The 18,172-nt window shown below is 71.5% G+C and carries 18 protein-coding genes and 5 tRNA genes; 17 read left to right on the top strand and 6 right to left on the bottom strand.

Going from position 1 to position 18,172, the window contains the following annotated elements; all coding sequences use genetic code 11:
* Positions 1–2,217 (bottom strand): sensor histidine kinase (locus tag IE330_RS22125; RefSeq protein WP_190137829.1); only part of this gene is annotated, 2,217 nt, incomplete at its 3' end.
* Positions 2,218–2,754: 537 nt separating this feature from the next.
* Here IE330_RS22125 and IE330_RS22120 point away from each other — a divergent pair.
* The 3 genes from IE330_RS22120 to gltX all read left to right on the top strand — a co-directional run bounded on the left by IE330_RS22120 (position 2,755) and on the right by gltX (position 5,347).
* Positions 2,755–2,964 carry a hypothetical protein gene (locus IE330_RS22120; RefSeq protein WP_190137832.1) on the top strand — a complete coding sequence of 70 codons (210 nt, stop codon included), beginning with the start codon at positions 2,755–2,757 and terminating at the stop codon, positions 2,962–2,964.
* Between the two features lie 126 nt (positions 2,965–3,090).
* On the top strand, positions 3,091–3,867 hold the full coding sequence (locus IE330_RS22115) for a fumarylacetoacetate hydrolase family protein (RefSeq protein WP_190137828.1): 777 nt from the start codon (positions 3,091–3,093) through the stop codon (positions 3,865–3,867).
* Positions 3,860–5,347 carry a glutamate--tRNA ligase gene (gene gltX, locus IE330_RS22110; RefSeq protein ID WP_190137827.1) on the top strand — a complete coding sequence of 496 codons (1,488 nt, stop codon included), beginning with the start codon at positions 3,860–3,862 and terminating at the stop codon, positions 5,345–5,347. The genes IE330_RS22115 and gltX overlap by 8 nt, the downstream gene beginning before the upstream one ends.
* 79 nt (positions 5,348–5,426) lie before the next feature.
* On the opposite strand, the gene IE330_RS22105 is transcribed toward gltX, so the two are convergent.
* Positions 5,427–5,702 carry a type II toxin-antitoxin system RelE family toxin gene (locus IE330_RS22105; protein WP_190137826.1) on the bottom strand — a complete coding sequence of 92 codons (276 nt, stop codon included), beginning with the start codon at positions 5,700–5,702 and terminating at the stop codon, positions 5,427–5,429.
* 255 nt (positions 5,703–5,957) lie between these two features.
* Between IE330_RS22105 and IE330_RS22100 the strand changes: the two genes are divergently transcribed.
* The 6 genes from IE330_RS22100 to IE330_RS22075 all read left to right on the top strand — a co-directional run bounded on the left by IE330_RS22100 (position 5,958) and on the right by IE330_RS22075 (position 7,339).
* A complete protein-coding gene (locus IE330_RS22100) occupies positions 5,958–6,683 on the top strand; it encodes an HAD family hydrolase (protein WP_190137825.1) in 726 nt (241 codons plus the stop codon).
* Positions 6,684–6,770: 87 nt separating this feature from the next.
* Positions 6,771–6,842: transfer RNA gene (locus IE330_RS22095), tRNA-Gln, on the top strand.
* Positions 6,843–6,899: 57 nt separating this feature from the next.
* Positions 6,900–6,972, top strand: a tRNA-Glu gene (locus IE330_RS22090).
* Positions 6,973–7,058: 86 nt separating this feature from the next.
* A tRNA-Glu gene (locus IE330_RS22085) sits at positions 7,059–7,131 on the top strand.
* Positions 7,132–7,151: 20 nt separating this feature from the next.
* Positions 7,152–7,223, top strand: a tRNA-Gln gene (locus IE330_RS22080).
* Between the two features lie 43 nt (positions 7,224–7,266).
* Positions 7,267–7,339 (top strand) — tRNA-Glu (locus IE330_RS22075).
* Positions 7,340–7,467: 128 nt separating this feature from the next.
* Here the strand turns inward: IE330_RS22075 and IE330_RS22070 are convergent.
* Positions 7,468–8,112: a MerR family transcriptional regulator gene (locus IE330_RS22070; RefSeq protein ID WP_190137824.1), complete on the bottom strand. Its 645-nt coding sequence runs from the start codon at positions 8,110–8,112 to the stop codon at positions 7,468–7,470.
* A gap of 118 nt (positions 8,113–8,230) precedes the next feature.
* Here IE330_RS22070 and IE330_RS22065 point away from each other — a divergent pair, with 118 nt between their 5' ends.
* Positions 8,231–8,788 carry a DUF4188 domain-containing protein gene (locus tag IE330_RS22065; protein ID WP_190137823.1) on the top strand — a complete coding sequence of 186 codons (558 nt, stop codon included), beginning with the start codon at positions 8,231–8,233 and terminating at the stop codon, positions 8,786–8,788.
* A 215-nt stretch (positions 8,789–9,003) separates the two neighbouring features.
* Here the strand turns inward: IE330_RS22065 and ndgR are convergent, their stop codons facing one another.
* Entirely contained in the window at positions 9,004–9,720 is a 717-nt protein-coding gene (gene ndgR / locus IE330_RS22060; protein ID WP_190137822.1) for an IclR family transcriptional regulator NdgR, read from the bottom strand.
* 187 nt (positions 9,721–9,907) lie between these two features.
* Here ndgR and leuC point away from each other — a divergent pair, with 187 nt between their 5' ends.
* From leuC to IE330_RS22040, 4 genes are all read left to right on the top strand, one after another.
* Complete coding sequence (leuC, locus tag IE330_RS22055; RefSeq protein ID WP_190137821.1) at positions 9,908–11,332, top strand: 3-isopropylmalate dehydratase large subunit; 1,425 nt, start codon at positions 9,908–9,910, stop codon at positions 11,330–11,332.
* A 6-nt stretch (positions 11,333–11,338) separates the two neighbouring features.
* Entirely contained in the window at positions 11,339–11,932 is a 594-nt protein-coding gene (gene leuD / locus IE330_RS22050; RefSeq protein WP_190137820.1) for a 3-isopropylmalate dehydratase small subunit, read from the top strand.
* 270 nt (positions 11,933–12,202) lie between these two features.
* A complete protein-coding gene (locus IE330_RS22045) occupies positions 12,203–12,439 on the top strand; it encodes an SCO5555 family protein (protein WP_190137819.1) in 237 nt (78 codons plus the stop codon).
* 161 nt (positions 12,440–12,600) lie between these two features.
* Complete coding sequence (locus IE330_RS22040) at positions 12,601–13,329, top strand: HU family DNA-binding protein (protein ID WP_190137818.1); 729 nt, start codon at positions 12,601–12,603, stop codon at positions 13,327–13,329.
* 147 nt (positions 13,330–13,476) lie between these two features.
* Here IE330_RS22040 and IE330_RS39100 read toward each other — a convergent pair whose 3' ends face one another.
* Both IE330_RS39100 and cofC read right to left on the bottom strand, forming a co-directional pair.
* Complete coding sequence (locus tag IE330_RS39100) at positions 13,477–13,680, bottom strand: hypothetical protein (RefSeq protein ID WP_030676060.1); 204 nt, start codon at positions 13,678–13,680, stop codon at positions 13,477–13,479.
* A 14-nt stretch (positions 13,681–13,694) separates the two neighbouring features.
* The gene (cofC, locus tag IE330_RS22035; protein WP_229925826.1) at positions 13,695–14,330 is read right to left on the bottom strand and encodes a 2-phospho-L-lactate guanylyltransferase; all 636 of its coding nucleotides are present in this window, start codon (positions 14,328–14,330) and stop codon (positions 13,695–13,697) included.
* Positions 14,331–14,538: 208 nt separating this feature from the next.
* On the opposite strand from cofC, the gene IE330_RS22030 reads away from it, so the two are divergent.
* From IE330_RS22030 to IE330_RS22020, 3 genes are all read left to right on the top strand, one after another.
* On the top strand, positions 14,539–15,465 hold the full coding sequence (locus tag IE330_RS22030) for a lysophospholipid acyltransferase family protein (RefSeq protein ID WP_229925825.1): 927 nt from the start codon (positions 14,539–14,541) through the stop codon (positions 15,463–15,465).
* Positions 15,462–16,469, top strand: coding sequence for an NAD(P)H-dependent glycerol-3-phosphate dehydrogenase (locus IE330_RS22025; RefSeq protein WP_190137817.1), 1,008 nt, complete (start codon positions 15,462–15,464; stop codon positions 16,467–16,469). Before IE330_RS22030 ends, IE330_RS22025 begins: the two co-directional genes overlap by 4 nt.
* Positions 16,470–16,971: 502 nt before the next feature.
* The gene (locus tag IE330_RS22020) at positions 16,972–18,150 is read left to right on the top strand and encodes a D-alanine--D-alanine ligase family protein (protein ID WP_190137816.1); all 1,179 of its coding nucleotides are present in this window, start codon (positions 16,972–16,974) and stop codon (positions 18,148–18,150) included.
* The last annotated feature ends 22 nt before the right edge of the window (positions 18,151–18,172 follow it).

Genomic DNA, 18,172 nt, shown 5'->3' with positions numbered 1-18,172 from the left:
GGCGGCGGCACCCGCGGCGGCCAGGGCCGCGGCCGGGCCGCCGGTCGGGGCAGGGGCGCCCGGCTTGCCCGGGGCCTTCTTGCCCTGGGCGACGTCCACGGGGAGCATGACCAGCGCGGTCGTACCACCGGAGTCGGAGGGCCGGAGCTGGATGCGGATGCCGTGGCGCTGCGAGAGGCGGCCGACCACGAACAGACCCATGCGGCGGGAGACGGAGACGTCCACGGTGGGCGGCGACGCGAGCCGCTCGTTGATCGCGGCGAGGTCCTCGGGGGAGAGGCCGATGCCGGTGTCGTGGATCTCGATGAGCACGCGGCCGTCGGGCAGCGCGTGACCGGTGACCTTGACCTTGGTCTGCGGCGAGGAGAACGAGGTGGCGTTCTCCAGCAGCTCGGCGAGGAGGTGCACGAGGTCGTTGACGACGCGTCCGGCGACCTCGGTCGCGGGCACCGAGGACAGCTCGATGCGCTCGTACTGCTCCACCTCGGAGGCGGCGGCGCGGAGCACGTCGACGAGCGGCACGGGCCGCGTCCAGCGGCGGCCGGGCTCCTCACCCGCGAGCACGAGGAGGTTCTCGCCGTTACGGCGCATGCGGGTCGCGAGGTGGTCGAGCTTGAACAGCGAGGAGAGCTGGTCCGGGTCGGCCTCGCGGGACTCCAGCTCGGAGATGAGCGAGAGCTGGCGCTGGATGAGGCCCTGCGAACGCCGCGAGAGGTTGGTGAACATCGCGTTGACGTTGCCCCGCAGGAGGGCCTGCTCGGCGGCGAGGCGGACCGCCTCGCGGTGCACGTCGTCGAAGGCCGCGGCCACCTGGCCGATCTCGTCCCGGGAGTGCACACCGACGGACTCCACGGACGTGTCGACGTCCTGCGGGTCGGACTCGGAGAGCTGCTTGACCAGCTCGGGCAGGCGGTCCTGGGCGACCTTGGTGGCGGTGTCCTGGAGCCGGCGCAGCGAGCGGATCATGGACCGCGCCACCACGAAGGCGCCGACGAGCGACACACCGAGCACGACGAGGATGAGCGCACCGTTGAGGATCGCCTGCTGCTCGGACTCGTTCCGCAGCGAGCGGACCTTCTGCTCCATCTCGTCGAGCAGGGTCAGCTCGATGTTGGTCATCGCCTGGATCTTGGTGGAGTCGGAGTCCACCCAGTCCTTGTAGGAGCGCTTGCCGCGCAGCTTGATGCCGTTGGGCTGCTCCAGGACGCGCTGGGCGTAGGCGTCGGCGCTCTGGATCGTGGCGTTGCCGCGGCTGATCGGGGTGAGCAGCTTCGCGCCGTCGCCGACGTAGATCCGGTTGAACGACTGGAGCTCGTCGTTCTCCTTCTCGAACGCCGTCAGGGCGTAGCGGCGGTCGAGGTCGGAGAGCTTGCCGAACTCGCGGTTGTTCGGCGGCAGCGCGGCCGCGATGACGGCCCGCTGCACGGACGCGAACTCCTTGGCGGAGGAGAAGGCCGCCAGGGCGCGGGTGCGCTGGATCATGTCCGGGTTGCTGGTCGCCTGCGCCATGTCCTCGGAGAGCGCGAGGAGCTGCTGGATGAGCTGGCTGTAGGCGTCGACCGTCTGCGAGGACGGGGAGTCCTTCTTGTACGCGTCCCGGCGTACGTCCTTGATCTTCTGGAGCTGCCGGGTGATCTGGACCGTGTTCTGGCGGATGCCGAGGAAGCCCTTGTCACCGTCGCTGTTGTCGATGTCCTGGGTGCCGGCGAGGAAGTTCCGGTAGGCGCGGTCGGTCTTCTCGCGGACGCTCTTGACGGTGAAGTCGGAGTCGCTGGCGCCGTGCGCGAGCGGGCCCGCCGACTGGTCGCGCTCCTCCTGGAGCGCGGCGGCCAGCCGGGTGGCGTCCTCCGTCAGGTCGGTCAGCAGCTTCATGTTGTCGAGCTGCTGGATCTCGTCCATCGACGAGTTGATGCGCAGGGCACCCAGCGAGGTCGCCGTGATGACGGGAAGGGCGAGGAGGGAGACCAGACGAGTCGAGATGCGCCAGTTGCGCAGGGCTATTCGTGAGCCGGGCCCGGGGGGCGTCTTGGACCCCTTCGGCTTGGTCCCGTCCGTGGACGGACCGCCCGGCGCACCCGGGCGGACGGCGTCGGGGCCGCCGTCGCCGGACTGCACCTGTCCGGGGTTCTGGGCGTGCTGGGCCGAGGAGCCGCGGTCACTTCCGCCGCGCTCCGGCTCCGCCGCAGCGCTGCCATCCCTCTTGAAACGTCCCTGCACTAGCGTCGCAACCTCTGGACCAGGCGTTCCACCGCGTGGACGGCGGAACGGTGTCGGAGTCGTGGGGCGTCACCCGCCCCATGGTGGTCGTGAGACCGGCGCTGCTCCCCCTTCCCGCCGCCCTCGGCGCTGCGTCGCGCCCTGTGCGCCGGTTCGATCCCGCGGCGGTCCCGGGAATTCCAGCACAGTGCCGGATCTCCAACAAGGCCCGTGGTTCGGGGCACGGCTCCCGTGACAGCACGTGAGGAACGTGTCACCAGACGTAGAAAGCGAAGTCGCTTATACCGGACTTTCCGGTACGAGACGCATGGGTGAAAGCGGTGTCCCAGTGTTCATGATCAGGAGCGGAATGGGCGCTTCAGGGGTGCATTGTCCGTTTCCAAGGGTCCGCTGGTCCGCCTGAATTGACCTGAATGTCGGGTCGCTCGTGAGCAAACTCACATGAAGATCATGGCCTCTTCTCGACATTGCGCGGGAATTGAATGTTTAGCCTGACGCTTTACAGGGATGGGGAATCCGACAACCGGCGTCCTTTGGGTGACGCCCCGATCGACAGGGCCCGAGCAGCAGATGAAGTCCACGACGATGTTCCGCAACATAGCCAACCCGCGCCGCACCACCCTGGCGCACCTCAAGGACGCCGACGACCTGCAGCCGGCCCCCGAGCGGCCGGAGCACCCCGTCGAACTCCCCACCCAGACGGCCAACCCCAAGCGCACCATCCTCATGGAAGCCCCCCAGGGTTAACGCCCCTCCCGCGCGCGGGGGCGGGCCGCGAACCGGTGGCGGAAGCGGCGGAAAAGGGGCAGAGGGGCAGCGCCCCATAGACTGGCCGCACCAGACCACCCCGTAGCTGCAAAGGGCACCGCTCACGTGCGTATCGCCAGGTTCTCCATCGACGGCAACGTCGCCTTCGGCGCGGTCGAGGGCGACAAGCCGGACGAGCTCGTCGTCGACATCATCAAGGGCAGTCCGTACGGCGACTTCGAGCTGAGCGGCGTGAAGGTCCCGCTGAGCAAGGTCCGGCTCCTCGCCCCCGTCATCGGCCACAAGATCGTGGCCTTCGGGCGGAACTACGCGGGCCACGCCGAAGAGCTCGGCAACGAGGTGCCCGACGCCCCGTTCGCCTTCTTCAAGCCCGCCACCTCCATGATCGGCTCCGGCGACGCCATCCAGTACCCGCCGTTCTCCGAGGAACTGCACCACGAGGCGGAGCTGGCCGTGGTCATCGGGCGCATGTGCCGCGAGGTCCCGCGCGAGCGCGTCAAGGACGTCGTCTTCGGCTACACCTGCGCCAACGACGTCACCGCGCGCGACGTGCAGCAGCGCGAGAAGCAGTGGGCCCGGGCCAAGGGCTTCGACACGTCCTGCCCGCTCGGCCCCTGGGTGGAGACGGAGCTCGACCCGAGCGACCTGACGATCCAGTGCACGGTCAACGGCCGCCAGCGCCAGCTCGGCCGCACCTCCCAGATGATCCACTCCATCGAGGACCTGGTCGTCAACATCTCCGAGGCCATGACGCTGCTGCCCGGCGACGTCATCCTCACCGGCACCCCCGAGGGGGTCGGCCCCCTCACCGTCGGCGACGAGGTCGCCGTCACCATCGAAGGCATCGGCACTCTCACCAACAAGGTGATCAAGCGTGGCTAACGCGACTCCCGGCGACACCGTCCGGGTACGTTTCTGTCCCTCCCCGACCGGCAACCCCCACGTGGGCCTGGTCCGCACCGCCCTGTTCAACTGGGCGTTCGCCCGGCACCACGGGGGCACCCTGGTCTTCCGCATCGAGGACACGGACGCCGCCCGCGACTCCGAGGAGTCGTACGAGCAGCTCCTGGACTCCATGCGCTGGCTGGGCTTCGACTGGGACGAGGGCCCCGAGGTCGGCGGCCCGCACGCGCCGTACCGCCAGTCGCAGCGCATGGACGTCTACCGGGACGTCGCCGCCAAGCTCGTCGACGGCGGGTACGCCTACCCGTGCTACTGCACCACCGAGGAGCTCGACGCCCGCCGCGAGGCCGCCCGCGCCGCCGGCAAGCCGTCCGGCTACGACGGCGCCTGCCGCGACCTCACCGCCGAGCAGAAGCAGGCGTACGAGGCCGAGGGCCGCAGCCACATCATCCGCTTCCGGATGCCGGACGAGGCGACCACCTTCACGGACCTGGTCCGCGGCGAGATCACCGTCCAGGCGGAGAACGTCACCGACTACGGCATCGTCCGCGCCAACGGCGCCCCGCTGTACACCCTGGTCAACCCGGTCGACGACGCCCTGATGGAGATCACCCACGTCCTGCGCGGCGAGGACCTGCTCTCCTCCACCCCGCGCCAGATCGCGCTCTACAAGGCGCTGATCGAGCTGGGCGTCGCCAAGGAGATCCCCGCCTTCGGCCACCTGCCGTACGTCATGGGCGAGGGCAACAAGAAGCTCTCCAAGCGCGACCCGCAGGCGAGCCTCAACCTCTACCGCGAGCGCGGCTTCCTGCCCGAGGGCCTGCTCAACTACCTCTCCCTCCTCGGCTGGTCGTTCTCCGCCGACCAGGACGTCTTCACGATCGACCAGATGATCGCGAAGTTCGACCTCGCGGACGTGAACTCCAACCCGGCCCGCTTCGACCTGAAGAAGGCCGAGGCGATCAACGCCGACCACATCCGCATGCTGGACGTGCAGGCCTTCGCCGCCGCCTGCGAGCCGTGGCTCAAGGCCCCGCACGCCCCGTGGGCCCCCGAGGACTTCGACCCGGCGGCCTGGGCGGCCATCGCGCCGCACGCGCAGAGCCGCGTGAAGGTCCTCTCCGAGATCACGGACAACGTCGACTTCCTGTTCCTGCCGGAGCCGGTCTTCGACGAGGCCTCCTGGACCAAGGCCATGAAGGAGGGCTCCGACGCCCTCCTGCGCACCGCCCGCGCCAAGCTGGAGGCGGCCGACTGGTCGTCCCCGGAGTCCCTCAAGGAGGCCGTCCTGGCCGCCGGCGAGGAGCACGGCCTCAAGCTGGGCAAGGCCCAGGCCCCCGTCCGCGTGGCCGTCACCGGCCGCACGGTCGGCCTGCCGCTCTTCGAGTCCCTGGAGATCCTCGGCAAGGACCGCGCGCTGGCGCGCGTCGACGCGGCCCTGGCGAAGCTGACCGCCTGACGCCCCCGCCCTGAAGCGCCCGAAGGGCCCGGAAGCCACCCCGGCTTCCGGGCCCTTCGCGTACGCCGCCCCCGGGGGCTCAGGCGTCGTCGATCAAGTAGTGGCTCTCGTCGAAGATCTCAAGGACGACGATCACCATGATCGCCCCGGCCACCATGTACTCCAGGACCACGCCCGGGGCGACGTACGCCTTGCGCAGGTGCGCGTCCGGCCCGAGCTGGGCGGTCGCCGCCTTGTGGAAGGGGTCACGGGCCAGCACGCGCAACGCCTTGTCCAGTTGCGTCTGCCGCTCCCCGGGCAGTTCGTCGTAGGCCGCGCGGGCCTCGACGGTGAACTGGACGCGGTACTCAGTCATGGGTGGAGCTCGGCCTCTCGCTCGACGGGCCCTCCACGCTACGGCACCCCGGCCGGGGCCCGGGACGGCTTCCCGGAACCGGCGAGACCGCCCGGCCGGAGGCCCGGGCTTCGCCCCCTCCTGCCCGCGGGCGGCGCGGGCTAGTGTCGGAGACATGCCGATCAAAGCCGTGGTCTGGGACATCGACACTGTGTTTTTCGGGGGATAACCCCCGAACCCCCAGCCGCCGGGGCCGTGCGGGCTAGTGTCGGAGACATGCCGATCGAAGCCGTGGTCTGGGACATCGACGACACCCTCTTCGACTACGCCACCGCCGATCTCACGGGCATGCGCGCCCACCTCGCCGCCGAGGGCATCGTCGGCCGGTACGACAGCGCCGAGCGGGCCCTGGCCCTGTGGAAGGAGCTCACCGACCGGCACTGGGCCCGCTTCGGCGCCGGGGAGGTGGGGTTCGAGGAGCAGCGCCGCGACCGCGTGCGCGACTTCCTGGGCGCCGCGCTCGACGATGCGGAGGCCGACGCCTGGTTCGGTCGCTACCGCGTGCACTACGAGGCCGCCTGGGCGCTCTTCCCGGACGCCGTGCCGGCTCTCGACGCCCTGGCCCAGGACTACCGGCACGCGGTGCTGTCCAACTCGGCGCTCTGCGTGCAGGAGCACAAACTCGGCGCGCTCGGCCTCCGCGACCGCTTCGAGGCCGTCCTGTGCGCCGCCGACCTCGGCGTCTCCAAGCCCCGACCCGAGGCCTTCCACGCGGCCTGCGACGCGCTGGGCCTCGCGCCCGAGGAGATCGCGTACGTGGGCGACCAGCCGGAGATCGACGCCCGGGGCGCCCGCGACGCGGGGCTGCTCGGCGTCTGGCTCGACCGCAACGGCACACCAGGGGCCGGTCCCTCGGGCATCCACCGCATCACGAGCCTCACGGAGCTCCCCGCGCTGCTGCGCTCCGATACCCGTTTTGGAGCGCCGTCCACCTTCGGGTAATGTTCTTCCTGCGCCGCCCGAGAGGGCCGAAAGGTCCGGCCGGGAAGCGCAACCGGAACAGAAACCCTCCCGGGGGTTGCGTTCCAGTGGCCTATGGTGTAATTGGCAGCACGACTGATTCTGGTTCAGTTAGTCTTGGTTCGAGTCCAGGTAGGCCAGCTCGCAGAGCTCATCTGCAACCGCGGTTGTCGTCTCGAAAGACACAGCATCCGCAAAGCCCCCGTTGTGTAGCGGCCTAGCACGCTGCCCTCTCAAGGCAGTAGCGCCGGTTCGAATCCGGTCGGGGGTACAGATCCATCCCGCGTGGACGGTAGGGGTAGCTCCCCCCGACCTCGCGGTGACATCGCCCGGCGACTGCCGGGCGGGATCGCTAGGGCCCCCGTTGTGTAGCGGCCTAGCACGCCGCCCTCTCAAGGCGGTAGCGCCGGTTCGAATCCGGTCGGGGGTACAAACTGGTCTAAACCACATTGGTCTATGGTGTAATTGGCAGCACGACTGATTCTGGTTCAGTTAGTCTAGGTTCGAGTCCTGGTAGACCAGCTCGGATCTGCGGCTTCGCACGTCGAACGCCTGCAAGATCCTCGCCCCCGTTGTGTAGCGGCCTAGCACGCCGCCCTCTCAAGGCGGTAGCGCCGGTTCGAATCCGGTCGGGGGTACGAGCCCGAAGGGGCCCTCACCACGGTGAGGGCCCCTTCGGCGTGTCCTGGAGCCCCGCGGCTCGCCCGAGGCCTGCCGGGGCGTCCGCGCGGCCGCCGTGACCGCCGCCCCCGGCCCGGCCCCGCGCCTACTCGATGCCGTACCGCCGCGCCGACTCCTCCTCCTGCGCCAGCCGGTGCAGCGCCCGCAGCACCGGCTCGAAGAGCACCGCGGCCGCCACCGCCGTCTCCACCCGCTCCGCCTCCGATGCCTGCGCCTCCAGCGAGTCGAGGTCGAGGCGCGCCGCCGCGTGCATCAACTCCGCGTACGGCGCCAGGCGTTCGGCGTCCCAGCCGTAGCCGAGCCCGTTCAGCGTCGCCACCGCCACCACCAGGGAGCGGTGCACCGGGGACAGGGCACCGACCTCCCGCGCGGCGTCCCAGTCGAGCAGCGCGAGCAGCCGGTCCACCTCGGCGCGCGCGGCGGGCACCGCGGGGTCCTCCTCGTCCGGCTCGGGGCCCTGCGGCAGCGCCCACAGCGCCGCCCCCAGCCGGATCGTGCGCCCCAGGGACTCGTCGTCCACGTGCCCCAGGACCTCCCTGGCCTTGGCCACCGGCACCCGGCCCACCTGGATCAGCGCCCGCACCAGGCGCAGCCGGCGCAGATGGCCGTCGTCGTACTCGGCCGTCGTCGCGTTGACCTGACGGCCGGGCGGCACCAGGCCTTCCCGCAGGTAGTACTTGATCGTCGCGGTCGACACCCCGCTGCGCTCGCTCAACTCGGCCAGTCGCATCCCTTGCGCCTCTCGTCGGGTAGCGGCACTATCCAAGCATGGGTGGTCGGATAGTGCCGCTCACCAATGTGCTCGCCGTCGGCGGTCCCGTACGGCGAGCCCAGCGACAGGGGGATGCATGTCGGGGAACTCCGTCACCGTCGGCCGCACCACCGCGAACGCCGAGGGCGAGGTGGTGGTGCTGCTCATCGGCGTGCGCATCAACCACTTCTGGGCCGTGCACCACTGGCTGCCGGTGCTGCGCGCGATGCCGCGCATGCTGCGGGAGCTGGCGCGCGACCGGAGCCTGGGCCTGCTCGGACACGTGCTGCTGACGGCGTCGCCGCGGACCTACTACGTCGTCCAGTACTGGGAGTCGAAGGAGAAGCTGTACGCGTACGCGCACTCGCCGCGGATGCTCCACCACAAGGCGTGGGCCCTCGTCAACCGCAAGCAGCGCGCGGGTGAGGCGCGCGGACACGTGGGCATCTGGCACGAGGCGTACGTCGTACCGGAGGGCGCGTACGAGGCGATCTACGCGGACATGCCCGCCTTCGGCCTCGCGGCGGCGCACGGGCAGATACCGGTGGAGCGGCGCGGACAGCGGGCGGAGGACCGGTACGCGCACCGGTCGGGAGCGGCCACCGCAGGAGCCGCGGCGGGCGGGGCCGAGGAGGCGGGCGCGGCGAAGGGGTAGCCGGGCCTGCCGGGGAGGGGCGCCTGGGGGTGAGCGCCCCGGCGTGCGCGTGCCGTGGGGAGCCCCGGGGCGGGAGTCGGCCCGGGAGGGGCCCGGCGGGGGAGGGGTGCCGCGGGCGCGAGCGCCCCGGCGGGAGCGTACGGAAGGGGGAGGAGGCGGGCCCGTCGCGGCGTTGGGGCGGGCCCGGTTCCCTGGGTGTGCGTGGGGGCGGTGGGTCAGTTGGTGCGGCGCAGGGCGTCCGAGAGGCGGCCGGCGGCGTCTATCACCGCTTGGGCGTGCATGCGGCCCGGGTGGCGGGTCAGGCGCTCGATGGGGCCGGAGACCGACACGGCGGCCACCACGCGGTTCGACGGGCCCCTGACCGGCGCGGACACCGAGGCGACGCCCGGCTCCCGCTCGCCGATCGACTGGGCCCAGCCGCGGCGGCGCACGCCGGAGAGGGCCGTCGCCGTGAACCGCGCGCCCTGCAGGCCCCGGTGCAGCCGCTCCGGCTCCTCCCAGGCCATCAGGATCTGCGCGGACGAGCCCGCCTTCATGGTGAGCGTCGAGCCGACCGGGACCGTGTCCCGCAGGCCGGACAGGCGCTCCGCCGCGGCCACGCAGATGCGCATGTCGCCCTGGCGGCGGTAGAGCTGCGCGCTCTCGCCGGTCACGTCCCGCAGGTGCGTGAGGACCGGTCCCGCCGTCGCGAGCAGGCGGTCCTCGCCCGCCGCCGCGGCCAGTTCGGCCAGGCGCGGGCCGAGGATGAAACGGCCCTGCATGTCCCGCGCCACCATCCGGTGGTGTTCCAGGGCCACGGCGAGTCTGTGCGCCGTGGGTCGTGCGAGCCCCGTGGCCGCGACCAGACCCGCGAGGGTGGCCGGACCGGACTCCAGGGCGCTCAGGACAAGGGCCGCCTTGTCCAGAACGCCGACGCCGCTAGAGTTGTCCATGCAACGATACTCGCGTCTCACTCTGTGAAACGCAAGTTCAAAAATCCCAGGAACCCGCCACTCTGGAGAAGCGGTCCGCGGACCGACGGACAGGCGGCCGACGTCCGGCATGCGATACGGGGACACGTCGTCGGCGAACAGATTCTCCTAGTTGGGCCGGCGCGCGCCGCCGGCCGGAGGGAAAGCGATGGGTAGGACACTCGCGGAGAAGGTCTGGGACGACCACGTCGTCCGGCGCGCCGAGGGCGAGCCCGACCTCCTCTTCATCGATCTGCACCTCCTGCACGAGGTGACCAGCCCGCAGGCGTTCGACGGCCTCCGGCAGGCGGGACGGACGGTGCGGCGGCTCGACCTCACCATCGCCACGGAGGATCACAACACCCCCACCCTCGACATCGACAAGCCCATCGCCGACCCCGTCTCGCGCGCGCAGCTCGAGACGCTGCGCAAGAACTGCGCCGAGTTCGGCGTCCGGCTGCACCCGCTGGGCGACGTCGAGCAGGGCGTCGTCCACGTGGTGGGACCGCAGCTCGGGCTGACCCAGCCGGGCACCACCGTCGTCTGCGGCGACTCGCACACGTCCACCCACGGCGCGTTCGGCGCGCTGGCGTTCGGCATCGGCACCTCCCAGGTGGAGCACGTCCTCGCGACCCAGACCCTGCCGATGGCACGGCCCAAGACCATGGCCATCACCGTCGACGGCGAACTGCCCGACGGCGTCACGGCCAAGGACCTCATCCTCGCCATCATCGCGAAGATCGGCACCGGCGGCGGCCAGGGCTACGTCATCGAGTACCGCGGCCCGGCCATCGAGAAACTCTCGATGGAGGCCCGCATGACCATCTGCAACATGTCCATCGAGGCCGGCGCCCGCGCCGGGATGATCGCGCCGGACGAGACCACGTTCGCCTACCTCAAGGACCGCGCCCACGCCCCCCGGGGCGAGGACTGGGACGCCGCCGTCGCCTACTGGAGGACGCTGCGCACCGACGACGACGCCGTCTTCGACGCCGAGGTCTACATCGACGCCGCGAGCCTGTCGCCGTTCGTCACCTGGGGCACCAACCCGGGCCAGGGCCTGCCCCTGTCCGCCGCCGTCCCCGACCCGGCTTCGTACGAGGACGCCTCGGAGCGCCTGGCCGCCGAAAAGGCGCTGGAGTACATGGGGTTGAGCGCCGGGCAGCCGCTGCGCGAGATCCGGGTCGACACCGTCTTCGTGGGCTCCTGCACCAACGGCCGCATCGAGGACCTGCGCTCGGCGGCCGCCGTGCTCCAGGGCCGCAAAGTCGCCGACGGCGTACGGATGCTGGTGGTGCCCGGCTCGGTACGGGTGGCGCTGCAGGCCGTGGAGGAGGGCCTGGACAAGGTCTTCACGGCCGCCGGCGCCGAATGGCGGCACGCGGGCTGCTCGATGTGCCTGGGCATGAACCCCGACCAACTCGCGCCCGGCGAGCGCTCCGCCTCCACCTCCAACCGCAACTTCGAGGGCCGGCAGGGCAAGGGCGGCCGCACCCATCTGGTCTCGCCCCAGGTGGCCGCCGCGACCGCGGTGACCGGCCGCCTGGCCTCGCCCGCCGACCTCACCGACACCCCCGCGACCGCCGGAGTCTGATCAGCCATGGAAGCCTTCACCACGCACACCGGCCGGGCCGTCCCGCTGCGCCGCAGCAACGTGGACACCGACCAGATCATCCCCGCCCACTGGCTGAAGAAGGTCACCCGCGACGGCTTCGAGGACGGGCTCTTCGAGGCCTGGCGCAAGGACCCCGAGTTCGTGCTCAACCGGCCGGAGCGCCAGGGCGCCACCGTCCTGGTCGCCGGCCCGGACTTCGGCACCGGCTCCTCGCGCGAGCACGCGGTCTGGGCGCTGCAGAACTACGGCTTCAAGGCCGTCGTCTCCTCCCGCTTCGCCGACATCTTCCGCGGCAACTCGCTCAAGAACGGCCTGCTCACCGTGGTGCTCGAGCAGCGCACCGTGGACGCGCTGTGGGAGCTGACGGAGGCCGACCCGACCGCCGAGATCACCGTTGACCTGCACGATCGCCAAGTTCGTGCCCAGGGTGTCACGGCGGACTTCGAGCTCGACGAGAACGCCCGCTGGCGGCTGCTCAACGGCCTGGACGACATCAGCATCACGCTGCGGAACGAGGCGGACATCGCCGCCTACGAGGCCCGCCGCCCCGCCCACAAGCCGAGCACCGCGCAGGTCTGACCCCCGCGCCGAGCGGCCGGACGGGCCGCGCCCCACCCGATGTACCCCCAATCGTGGACGGTTGGGGGTACATCTATGTCCGGGTGCCGCCAGGTCCCCTTTGCCCCCTGCTGACCTGAACGAGTGGTCCCAACTGCCTTGAACTGTAGGCTAGAAGAGGCCGGAAATAGCCTTGCACACAGTGGGTACAGGTATCCTCAGCAGGGCGGCGGAGGAGGGTAGTTACCCCCTGCGGAGGCGACAACTCGCCCCAGATGGCACAATCGGTGCATGGGACGCGACGACCAACTCGAGCTCTACGGGCTCGTCGCGGACCGGCTGAAGGAAGCGCACTCCCGGGTGCGCGCACTGCAAGTCCCGGAGGGCGTACGGATGGCGCTGACCCGGAAGCTGCTGGTCATTACGGCCGCGGCCAAACACGATCTCGCCGACGCGGCAAGGCGTCTGGAGCGCCTGATGGCGTCCCTCGACGAAGCTGACGAGGGCCGTATCCCCGAAGGCGACTGAGCGGCAAGCCCCAACGGGCCCTCGCGGAACTCCCCGAGGGCCCAGGGCGTTGCGGCACAAGGGTGATTAGCCCGTTTCGTGTTTGATTTGCGGTATATATCTGCCTAACGTGCGAAAAAGCCTGGCGCATTCGCTCAGGCAATGTCTCCGAAGGGGAAGACGTGAACAAGGCGCAGCTCGTGGAAGCGATTGCCGACAAGCTCGGCGGCCGGCAGCAGGCCGCCGACGCGGTCGACGCGGTCCTGGACGCCATCGTCCGTGCCGTGGTCGGCGGTGACCGGGTTTCGGTCACCGGCTTCGGCTCGTTCGAGAAGGTCGACCGCCCCGCGCGGTACGCCCGCAACCCGCAGACCGGGGAGCGCGTGCGGGTCAAGAAGACCTCGGTGCCGCGCTTCCGCGCGGGCCAGGGCTTCAAGGACCTGGTGAGCGGCTCGAAGAAGCTGCCGAAGAACGATGTCGCGGTGAAGAAGGCGCCCAAGGGCAGCCTGACCGGCGGCGCTTCGGCGACGGTCAAGAAGGCCGCGGCCAAGAAGGCCACGACCGCCAAGAAGGCGGCGGCGAAGAAGACCACGACGGCGTCCTCGGCGACGAAGAAGGCCACCACCGCGAAGAAGGCCACACCGGCGAAGAAGACCACCACGGCGTCCTCGGCGACGAAGAAGGCCACCACCGCCAAGAAGGCCACGCCGGCCAAGAAGGCCACCACGGCGAAGAAGGCGACCCCGGCGAAGAAGGCCGCGCCTGCCAAGAAGGCCACCGCCGCCACCGCCAAGAAGACGGCGGCGAAGAAGGCCCCGGCCAAGAAGGCGACCGCCAAGAAGGCCCCCGCCAAGAAGTCGCCGGCGCGCAAGACCACCACCGCCAAGAAGACCACCGCCCGCAAGCGCTGACGGCAGGTCCCGGGCACTCACGCGCCGGGCCGGGCTCCCGTGGGGGAGCCCGGCCCGCGGCGTGTGCGGGGCCCGGCGAACCCCGGGGGAGCGGGCGGCCCCCCGAAGGGCCCCGCGCGCGGGGCCGGGCAACTGTCCGCCCGCCGCTCAGAACGTCTGGAGCGTCACCAGCGTGATCCGGCGGGCCTCGCCCTCGCCGGTCACCTCGATCCGCACCCGCTGCCCCGGACGCAGCAGCCGCAGCCCGCCCGCGTCGAACGCCGGCGCGTCGAAGGGCACCGGCGTGCCGTCGTCGAGCAGCACACTGCCCGTGCGGGTGTCGGAGTCGTACGTGTACGCGGTCGCCTGCATGCGCAGCAGCCTACTCAGTCCGGGATGAGCAGCCCGGCGGCCGCCGCGGCCGTGTGCGGGCCCACCCCGAGGGCGAGCGCGGCCCGCAGGTCGTCGCCGGTGTCCACGTCCTGGCGTACCGAATCCACACCGGTCAGTGGGAGTTCCACGGCACCGGACGCCGTGTGCCGGGCGCGGGAATCGCGGCCGAAACGCGGGCGCAATTCCGTGCCGGGGGCCGCGCACAGCAAGGTGGTGCCGATTCCCTCGGCGTCCGGGAGAAACGCGCGGGGAAATGCGGCGGCGCTCTCAAGGGCACGCGCCAATTCACCGGGGCGAAGAGCGGGCAGATCGGCGTTCAGCGCCGCCACCGCGGCGTCGCTGCGGCTCGCGCGCACGGCGGCCGCGCCGTGTGCGAGGGCGGCGTTGAGGCCCGCCCCCGGGGTGTCGGGGACGCCCCGGGCGCCGAGGGCGGCCAGCTCGCGGCGGGCCCGGGCGTCGTCCGTGACGACCACCACATCCCGCACCGCGGCGCAGGCCAGGGCGGCCGCCACGGTGTCCTCGGCGAAGGCCAGGGCGAGCGCGGGCCGCAGCCCGTCGCCCGCGGTGGGGGCGAGCCTGCTCTTGGCCCGCGCCAGGGGTTTGAGCGGTATCACCAGGGTCCAGTGCACGGGCGCTCCGTCCTTCGTGTCGGGGCCATTGTGGCGCGTGGGGAGCGGGCCCGTGGGGCCCGGGGTGCGCGAAATGGCCGGTCAGCGCGGTGCCGGGGCGGCGTGGAAGCGGTGGCCGCGGACGGGTGGGCGTACGGTGTTCTCGACAGGACGGCAGCCTGGGGCGACACTTGTGCGGCCGACCAGGCCTATGGAGGAAGGTGTCCGAGTGTCCCGCCGCAGAATCGGCTTCTGGTACCGCTTGGCGGCGGTGATCTGTAAACCGCCGCTGTTGGTTCTGTTCAAGCGGGACTGGCGCGGAATGCAGAACATCCCGGCCGACGGCGGTTTTATCACCGCCGTGAACCACAATTCGTATCTCGACCCGCTGGTGTACGCCCACTTCCAGTACAACACGGGGCGGGTTCCGCGTTTCCTCGCCAAGCACGGCCTGTTCAGGAAGGGCTTCGTCGGGGCGGTCATGCGCGGCACCGGGCAGATCCCGGTCTACCGCGAGACGACCAACGCGCTCAGCGCGTTCCGCGCCGCGATCGAGGCCGTCGAGCGCGGCGAGTGCGTCGCCTTCTACCCCGAGGGCACCCTCACCCGCGACCCGGACCTGTGGCCCATGACGGGCAAGACCGGGGTCGCCCGCGTGGCCCTCCAGACCAGGTGCCCGGTCCTCCCCGTGGCCCAGTGGGGCGCCAACCATGTGCTCGCGCCGTACGCGAAGAAGCCCCACCTGCTGCCGCGCAAGACCCACCACGTCCTGGTCGGCGAGCCGGTGGACCTGGAGCGCTTCTACGGCAAGGAGATGACCCCCGAGCTCCTGAAGGAGGCCACGGAGGCCATCATGGCGGCCATCACCGAGCTCCTGGAGGAGCTGCGCGGGGAGAAGGCCCCGCAGAAGCGTTACGACCCGCGCGAGGCGCGGATCGCGCAGCGGCGCGAGGCGGCGCGGACGGCGCGGACGGCGCGGGCCGCGCAGTCGTCCGGGGCGGGCCAGGTGCCCGGGGCGGGCCAGGCGCCCGGGGGGAACCAGGCACCCGGTGTGAACCAGGCGGAGCCGTCGGCGGACGCCGTCGCCGACGAGGGCCCCAGCGGCCTTGCGGGGCAGGGAAGTTCGGAGCAGGGACGTCCGGAGGAGAGCAAGTGACCCGAACCCTGAAGGCCGCCGTCTTCGGATCCGGCTCGTGGGGGACGGCCTTCGGCATGGTCCTCGCCGACGCCGGCTGCGACGTCACGCTGTGGGGCCGCCGCGCCGAGCTCGCCGAGGCGGTCAACTCCACCCGCACGAACCCCGACTACCTGCCGGGCGTCGAGCTGCCGCGCAACCTGCGCGCCACCACCGACCCCGCCGAGGCCGCCGCCGGCGCCGACTTCACCGTGCTCGCCGTGCCCTCGCAGACCCTGCGCGCCAATTTGGCCGCCTGGGCGCCGCTGCTCGCGCCCGACACCGTCCTCGTCTCCCTGATGAAGGGCGTCGAGCTCGGCTCCGCCATGCGGATGAGCGAGGTCATCGAGGACGTCACCAAGGCCGCCGCCGAGCGCGTCGCCGTGGTCACCGGGCCCAACCTCGCCCGTGAGATCGCCGCCCGGCAGCCCGCCGCCTCCGTCGTCGCCTGCCGCGACGAGGCCGTCGCCCAGCGCCTCCAGGCCGCCTGCCACACCGCGTACTTCCGCCCGTACACCAACACCGACGTGGTCGGCTGCGAGCTCGGCGGCGCCGTGAAGAACGTCATCGGCCTGGCCGTCGGCATCGCGGACGGCATGGGCCTCGGCGACAACACCAAGGGCTCGCTCATCACGCGCGGCCTCGCCGAGACCACCCGGCTCGGGCTCGCCATGGGCGCCGACCCGCTGACGTTCTCCGGGCTCGCGGGCCTCGGCGACCTGGTGGCCACCTGCTCCTCGCCGCTCTCGCGCAATCACACCTTCGGCACCAACCTCGGCAAGGGCATGACCCTCCAGGAGACCATCGCGGTCACCAAGCAGACCGCCGAGGGCGTCAAGTCCTGCGAGTCCGTGCTGGACCTGGCGCGGCGGCACGGCGTCGACATGCCCATCACGGAGACGGTCGTGGGCATCGTGCACGAGGGGACGCCGCCGATGGTGGCGCTCAAGGAGTTGATGTCGCGGAGCGCCAAGCCCGAGCGCTGAGCGCTGTGCTTGAGCGGTTCATGGCCTGGGGTTGTTTCTTCGCTGCGGGCCGTCTGGGGCTGGTCGCGCAGTTCCCCGCGCCCCTTCGGGCGCTGTGCGCGGTGCGCTGCGCTGTGCCTGGGCGGTTCGGGGTGCCCGGGGTCGTTCCTTTGCTGCGGATGGTTCGTGGCTGGTCGCGCAGTTCCCCGCGCCCCTTGGGGCTGTGCGCTGAGCGCGGTGTGCTGTGCTGGGTGGGCCGGGGGCGGCGGGTTGTTCGTCCGCCGCAGGTCGGTCGTGGCTGGTCGCGCAGTTCCCCGCGCCCCTTCGGGCGCTCCGCGCGTCGTTCCCCGCGCCCTTTCGGGCGCTCCGCGCGTCGTTCCCCGCGCCCTTTCGGGCGCTCCGCGCGTCGTTCCCCGCGCCCCTTCGGGCGCTCCTCGTGGCTCTTCGGGGCGTACCCGAGGCCGTGCCCGTGGGGTGCGGGGACACTGGCGTTGCCTGGGGCACCGGGTACGCTCGTCGCGATATGAGCAGCGAGAACCTCCCCCAGCGCCCTGAGCCGAGCCCCGCGTCGGGTTCGGAGCCGTCCCGCAAGCCGCGTGTCGCCGTCGTGTTCGGCGGCCGCAGCTCGGAGCACGGGATCTCCGTCGTCACCGCCGGTGCCGTACTGCGTGCCATCGACCGCACCAAGTACGACGTGCTGCCCATCGGCATCACGGCGGACGGCCGCTGGGCCCTGACCGCCGACGCGCCCGAGCGGATGGCCATCACCGACCGCCAGGTGCCCAGCGTCAGCGACCTCGCCGAGTCCGCCGAGGGCGGCGTCGTCCTGCCGCTCGACCCGGCCGACCGCGAAGTCGTCCTCACCGAGCCCGGCTCGGTGCCCAAGGCGCTCGGCGAGGTCGACGTCGTCTTCCCGGTGCTGCACGGCCCGTACGGCGAGGACGGCACCCTCCAGGGCCTCCTGGAGCTGGCCGGGGTGCCGTACGTCGGCGCCGGCGTGCTCGCCTCGGCCGTCGGCCAGGACAAGGAGTACATGAAGCGCGTCTTCACCTCCTTCGGGCTGCCCGTCGGGCCGTACCTGGTGATCCGGCCGCGCGAGTGGGAGAACGACGAGAAGGCCGCCCGCGCGCGGATCGCGGACTTCGCGGGCGAGCACGGCTGGCCCCTGTTCATCAAGCCCGCGCGCGCGGGCTCCTCCATCGGCATCTCCAAGGTCGACTCCTTCGACGGCCTCGACGAGGCGATCGCGGAGGCCCGCCGCCACGACCCGAAGATCATCGTGGAGGCCCTGCTGCGCGGCCGCGAGATCGAGTGCGGCGTCCTGGAGTTCGAGGACGGCCCGCGCGCGAGCGTGCCCGCCGAGATCCCGCCGGTGCAGGCGCACGACTACTACGACTTCGAGGCGAAGTACATCGACTCGACGCCCGGCCTCGTGCCCGCCCCGCTCACGCCCGAGGAGACCGCCGAGGTCCAGCGGCTCGCCGTGGACGCCTTCGAGGCCACCTCCTGCGAGGGCCTGGTGCGCGCGGACTTCTTCCTCACCGAGGACGGGCAGTTCGTCATCAACGAGATCAACACCATGCCGGGCTTCACGCCCATCTCCATGTACCCGCAGATGTGGGAGAAGAGCGGCGTCGGCTACGCCGAGCTCGTCGACCGCCTGATCCAGGCGGCGCTGCGCCGCTCCACCGGGCTGCGCTAGCCGACGGCGCACAGCGGCGCCC

Origin of the sequence: Streptomyces longispororuber (assembly GCF_014656095.1) — a bacterium.
GTDB classification, from domain to species: domain Bacteria; phylum Actinomycetota; class Actinomycetes; order Streptomycetales; family Streptomycetaceae; genus Streptomyces; species Streptomyces longispororuber.
Note: the sequence above shows the minus strand (reverse complement) of the source record. Positions and strands in the feature narration are given on the sequence as shown.

Excerpts from the sequence above, each read along its gene's own strand:
- ndgR (WP_190137822.1), bottom strand. The coding sequence starts at position 9,720 with ATGGACAACTCTAGCGGCGTCGGCGTTCTGGACAAGGCGGCCCTTGTC.
- IE330_RS39100 (WP_030676060.1), bottom strand. The coding sequence starts at position 13,680 with ATGCAGGCGACCGCGTACACGTACGACTCCGACACCCGCACGGGCAGT.
- IE330_RS22045 (WP_190137819.1), top strand. The coding sequence starts at position 12,203 with ATGGGACGCGACGACCAACTCGAGCTCTACGGGCTCGTCGCGGACCGG.
- IE330_RS22070 (WP_190137824.1), bottom strand. The coding sequence starts at position 8,112 with ATGCGACTGGCCGAGTTGAGCGAGCGCAGCGGGGTGTCGACCGCGACG.
- leuC (WP_190137821.1), top strand. The coding sequence starts at position 9,908 with ATGGGTAGGACACTCGCGGAGAAGGTCTGGGACGACCACGTCGTCCGG.
- IE330_RS22100 (WP_190137825.1), top strand. The coding sequence starts at position 5,958 with ATGCCGATCGAAGCCGTGGTCTGGGACATCGACGACACCCTCTTCGAC.
- IE330_RS22065 (WP_190137823.1), top strand. The coding sequence starts at position 8,231 with ATGTCGGGGAACTCCGTCACCGTCGGCCGCACCACCGCGAACGCCGAG.
- IE330_RS22020 (WP_190137816.1), top strand. The coding sequence starts at position 16,972 with ATGAGCAGCGAGAACCTCCCCCAGCGCCCTGAGCCGAGCCCCGCGTCG.
- IE330_RS22105 (WP_190137826.1), bottom strand. The coding sequence starts at position 5,702 with ATGACTGAGTACCGCGTCCAGTTCACCGTCGAGGCCCGCGCGGCCTAC.
- leuD (WP_190137820.1), top strand. The coding sequence starts at position 11,339 with ATGGAAGCCTTCACCACGCACACCGGCCGGGCCGTCCCGCTGCGCCGC.